The organism is Pusillimonas sp., from assembly GCF_035515275.1.
GTDB lineage: Bacteria > Pseudomonadota > Gammaproteobacteria > Burkholderiales > Burkholderiaceae_B > Pusillimonas.
Genome location: NZ_DATJBQ010000054.1, coordinates 1 through 4,938, shown reverse-complemented (window position 1 = coordinate 4,938; position 4,938 = coordinate 1). Strand labels below are relative to the sequence as shown.

Sequence of the window (4,938 nt, the reverse complement as noted above, 5' to 3'; positions counted from 1 at the left end):
TTTGGCACCGCGTACGCGGTGAGGTTGGCAAGCAGGAAACCCGCCAAACCTGTAATGACACCCGACAGCACATAGGCTGAAAGCTGTACCCGAAAAACCGAATAACCAAAGGCGTCTACCCGGCGCGGATTGATATGTGTTGCCCGCAACACCATGCCGAACGGCGAAGTACGCAAGCGGTTCAGGAACACGGCCACGCCCAGCAACAGAACCCAGGTGGCCCAATACACCTCGGTGCTGCCGCTCAGCTCAAACAGTCCGAAGTTGCTGGACTCGTAAATGTTCAGGCCGTCGTCTCCGCCGAAGGGCGTGAGGCTGACCATCAGAAAATAGAACATCTGCGAAAATGCCAGCGTGATCATGATGAAGCCGATGCCCGAAGTACGCAGACACACCGAGCCGACCAGTACCGCCACCACCATGCACACCGCGATGGAGGCAGCCAGCTGAATCCATCCGTTGCTGATGCCGTAATGACTGAGTATGGCTACGGCATAGCAGCCCAGGCCAATGAACATGGCGTGCCCAAAACTGACCAATCCTGCAAAGCCAAGAACAATGTTCAGGGCACAAGCGGCCAGTGCATAAATAAGTACCCGGGCGAAAAATGTCACGTAGAACGGTTCATTAAGCGCCTGCGCAATGAAAGGTATGGCGGCCAAAAGCACGAACAATACCGGCAGGCTCCAGCGCGTCCATTTATTGAAACTCATGATTATTTCCCTTGATGCAATCAACGTTTGGCCGAAACCATGAGGCCATGCGGCCGGAAGGCCAGCACGAATGCCATCAGCAGATAGATCAACATTGAGGCAATGGCCGAACCCACGGTATTAGCCGCTGTAGGCGCCAGGAACAAAGCCAGGAACTGGGGCAGGTAGGCTCGGCCCAAGGTGTCGATAACTGCGATAAGGATCGCCGCGAACAGGGCGCCGCGTATGGAGCCGATGCCCCCCACCACAATGACGACCAGCGCCAGGATCAGTACCGGGTCGCCCATGCCCGATTGCACCGACAAAATAGGCCCCGCCAGGGTGCCGGCCAAGCCGGCCAAGGCGGCACCCAGCATGAACAGCGCCCTTTTAAGTAAATCGACGTTGGCACCCAGTACGCTGACCATCGAGGCATGCGTGGTGCCCGCCCTGACCAGCATGCCGAATCGCGTCTTCTGTATAAGAAACCACGCAGCAAAGGCCACCAAGATACCTACAGCAATGATCAAAAGCCGATAAATGGGATATTGCGCGCCAAGAATCTGGACCGAGCCTTGAATGACTTCGGGGATCGTGACGAAATAAGGGCGATTGCCCCAGATGACAATGGCAAGCTCATTGAAGAACATCATCAGGCCGAATGTGGCCAGTACCTGATAAAGATGATCGTGCCGGTACAAAGGCTTGGCGATCAGGTGCTCGATAATGGCGCCGACGATAGCCGCAGAGGCCACCGCAGCAAGCAACGAAAACAGGAACGAACCACTGGCGTTGTAGCTGGCTGCTCCCACGAAAGCACCGATCATATATAACGATCCGTGCGCCAAATTGATGAAATTCATGATGCCGAAAATCAGGGTCAGCCCCGACGACAACAAGAATAACAGGACCCCAAGTTGCAGGCCGTTAAGCAACTGCGACAAGAACAACGAACTATTCATGACGGTACTTCCGAAGCGGAACCAGCGAAAAAAGGCGCGCCCTGAACGGCGCGCCCGACCTTCCAATTACTTCAGGTCGCACTCGGACACGTAGGCGTCCTGGTGATCGGTAAAGACGGTAGCCAGTTGCTTGACCATGACATCGTCGCCTTGGGCGACTGCCTTGAATGCATACAGGTTCTGAATAGGCATGTTATTGGTATTGAAGGCAAACTTGCCGCGCACCGAGGGAAACTCGGAGCCCGCCGCCTTGACGGCCTTGACGAAGGCCTCGCGGTTGGAGACGTCGCCGTTCAGCTTGCGCACGGCGGTATCCAGCAAATGGGCGGCATCGTAACCATTGGCTGCGTACTCAGAAGGCGTATGACCGTACTTGGCTTCGAATGCCTTGACGAACTTTTTGCTTTGGGGGTTGTCGAGTACGGGCGCCCAGGTTGCACCGTAGATATTGCCGTCGGCCTGCCCCTTGAGCGAAACCAATGTGTTGGAGTCGATCATGCCCTCGGAGTAGACAGGCACTTTGCCTATAATGCCTGCCTGGCGCAACTGGCGGACAAAGTTGACGCCTGTGCCGCCGGTGTAGAACACGAACAGGGATTCAGGGCTGGCGGCCTGCAGTGCCGAGATTTCGGCCGAAAAATCAAGCTGGCCCAGCGGGGTGTAGACCTCTTTGACCACATCACCCTTGAAGTAGCGCTTGAAGCCGTTGAGCTTGTCTTTACCCGCCTGGTAGCTTGAGGTCATGAGATAGGCGTTTTTATGGCCCACGTCTTGAACATACTGGCCCATGGCTTCAGACATGGTGTCGTTTTGCCACGCAATGCCGAACAGGTTGGGCGAACAGAGCTTGCCGGCAACCGGACCCGGACCGGCGTTAGTGGCAATAGCAACCACGCCCGAGTCTTTAATGCGGCGCAGCTCGGCCATGAGCACGTTCGAGAAACCTAGGCCGACAATCGCATCGACCTTGTCGCGCTCAAGAAATTTTTGAACAATCTGCGCACCGACGTCAGGCTTGAGCTGATCGTCTTCAATCACGACATTAACCTTCTGGTCGCCGAATTTTCCACCCAACTGCTCGACGGCCAGCATGAACCCGTCACGCTGGTCTTGGCCCAGCACCCCCTGGGGCCCCGACAACACCCCCGAGAACCCGACGGTGATATCGGCTTGAGCGGCAGGCGCAGCCATGAGCAAGCCTGCCACCAAGGTGGCGATTGTGGTTTTTTTCATTGTTTGTCTCCTGTTGTATTTATATAAAGCTTTGGCAATATGCCGTGTACCCGTCAGTTGGGCTCTTTCTGCAACAAATCCAGGGCAACGTCGACGATCATGTCCTCTTGGCCGCCCACCATGCGACGGCGCCCCAATTCGACAAGAATGTCGACGGTTTTAAGGCCGTACTTATCTGCGGCGGCCTCGGCGTGACGCAAGAAGCTAGAATAAACACCGGCGTAACCCAGCGCGAGCGTTTCGCGATCAACCCGCACCGGCCGGTCTTGCAAGGGACGCACGATGTCGTCTGCGGCGTCCATGAGCTTGTATAGGTCGCAACCGTGGTTCCAGCCCAGGCGCTCGGCCGCCGCAATGAACACTTCGAGCGGCGCATTGCCGGCGCCCGCTCCCATGCCTGCGAGACTGGCGTCGATTCGGTCGCAGCCTTCTTCGACGGCCACGATGGAGTTGGCCACGCCCAGCGACAGATTATGGTGAGCATGCATGCCCGTTTCGGTCTCGGGCTTGAGCACATCTTTGAATGCGCGGAAACGGTCACGGATGTCGTTCATATTGAGCGCGCCGCCCGAATCGACCACGTAAACGCAGGTAGCACCGTAGCTTTCCATCAACTTGGCTTGCTGGGCCAGCTTGGCCGGCTCATTCATGTGGCTCATCATTAAGAAGCCCACCGCATTCATGCCCAACTCGCGTGCGTACTCGATGTGCTGCTTGGAAATGTCGGCTTCGGTACAGTGGGTGGCCACACGCACGACGCGGGCACCGGCGTCGTAGGCGGCGCGCAGGTCGTGCACCGTGCCCACGCCGGGCAACAGCAGCGTCGCAACTTTGGCATGGCTGACCGTGTCGGCCACCGCTTCGATCCATTCGAGGTCGGTGTGGGCGCCAAAGCCGTAATTGAAGCTGGAGCCCGACAGGCCGTCACCGTGCGCCACCTCGATGGAATCCACACGCGCCTCGTCCAGCGCCTTGGCAATTTGCCGCACGTTTTCAATACTGTACTGATGACGAATGGCGTGGCTGCCGTCGCGCAGCGTCACGTCCGAGATATAAATTTTTTTGTCGCTCATGGTTTGCTCCTTGGGCCGGCTCAGACGGCCATGCCGCTTAAGCGGGTTTCAGCCAGACGCTCGGCGCAAGCCAGGGCGGCCGATGTCATGATGTCCAGGTTTCCGGCGTACGCAGGCAGATAATGCGCCGCACCTTCCACCTCGAGGTAGACCGAGGTTTTGAGACCGGTAAGCTTGCCCAGACCCGGCACGTTCAGGGGGCGGCTTTCGTCGTACAGATCGAACTGCACTTCTTGCTTGAGGCGATAGCCGGGTACGTAACGCTGAACCTTCTGCACCATGTCCTGAATGCTTTCGCGGATGGCGTCCTGATCAGCCGGTTCCGAGAGCGTGAAGATCGTGTCGCGCATGATCAGCGGCGGCTCGGCGGGGTTAAGGATAATAATGGCCTTGCCGCGCTTGGCGCCGCCCAGCACCTGAATGGCCTTGGAGGTGGTTTCGGTGAACTCGTCGATGTTGGCGCGGGTGCCGGGGCCGGCCGACTTACTGGAGATTGAGGCCACGATCTCGGCGTAGTGCACCGGAGCGACATTTGCTACGGCCTTGACCATGGGGATGGTGGCCTGGCCGCCGCAAGTGACCATATTGATATTGGCGGCGTCAAGTTTTTCGTCGAGGTTGATCGAAGGAATGACGTAAGGGCCGATCGCCGCAGGGGTCAGGTCGATGACCTGTACGCCGTGCTGCTGCAAAACGGCGTTATGGTGTTCGTGGGCGCCCGCCGAGGTGGCATCAAACACGATGCGTATATCGGCAAACCCGGGCATGGCCACCAGGCCGTCTATGCCTTCGGCCGTAGTGGGCACATTCATGCGCTGGGCGCGCGCCAAGCCGTCCGACTTGGGGTCGATACCCACCATGGCGGCCATTTCAAGGCTTTGGCTTTGGCGCAGCACCTTGATCATGAGGTCGGTGCCGATATTGCCCGAGCCGATGATGCCGACTTTGATTTTGCCTGCTTGTGACATGTCAGTTTCC

5 protein-coding genes are annotated in these 4,938 nt (G+C 57.8%); all 5 read right to left on the bottom strand.

Features of this window, described 5'->3' with window-relative positions:
- On the bottom strand, positions 1–713 hold a 713-nt coding region (locus VL003_RS03930), incomplete at its 3' end, for a branched-chain amino acid ABC transporter permease (RefSeq protein WP_325439777.1).
- A 20-nt stretch (positions 714–733) separates the two neighbouring features.
- Positions 734–1,654, bottom strand: a complete 921-nt coding sequence (locus tag VL003_RS03925; RefSeq protein WP_325439775.1) for a branched-chain amino acid ABC transporter permease — start codon at positions 1,652–1,654, stop codon at positions 734–736.
- Positions 1,655–1,720: 66 nt separating this feature from the next.
- Positions 1,721–2,887, bottom strand: coding sequence for an ABC transporter substrate-binding protein (locus VL003_RS03920; RefSeq protein WP_325439773.1), 1,167 nt, complete (start codon positions 2,885–2,887; stop codon positions 1,721–1,723).
- A 53-nt stretch (positions 2,888–2,940) separates the two neighbouring features.
- Positions 2,941–3,960, bottom strand: a complete 1,020-nt coding sequence (gene dmpG / locus VL003_RS03915) for a 4-hydroxy-2-oxovalerate aldolase (RefSeq protein WP_325439771.1) — start codon at positions 3,958–3,960, stop codon at positions 2,941–2,943.
- Between the two features lie 20 nt (positions 3,961–3,980).
- Positions 3,981–4,928 carry an acetaldehyde dehydrogenase (acetylating) gene (locus VL003_RS03910; RefSeq protein WP_325439779.1) on the bottom strand — a complete coding sequence of 316 codons (948 nt, stop codon included), beginning with the start codon at positions 4,926–4,928 and terminating at the stop codon, positions 3,981–3,983.
- Positions 4,929–4,938: the final 10 nt, after the last annotated feature.

Bases quoted from the DNA above. Each gene is read 5' to 3' on its own strand.
- VL003_RS03925 (WP_325439775.1), bottom strand. From the start codon at position 1,654: ATGAATAGTTCGTTGTTCTTGTCGCAGTTGCTTAACGGCCTGCAACTT.
- VL003_RS03920 (WP_325439773.1), bottom strand. From the start codon at position 2,887: ATGAAAAAAACCACAATCGCCACCTTGGTGGCAGGCTTGCTCATGGCT.
- dmpG (WP_325439771.1), bottom strand. From the start codon at position 3,960: ATGAGCGACAAAAAAATTTATATCTCGGACGTGACGCTGCGCGACGGC.
- VL003_RS03910 (WP_325439779.1), bottom strand. From the start codon at position 4,928: ATGTCACAAGCAGGCAAAATCAAAGTCGGCATCATCGGCTCGGGCAAT.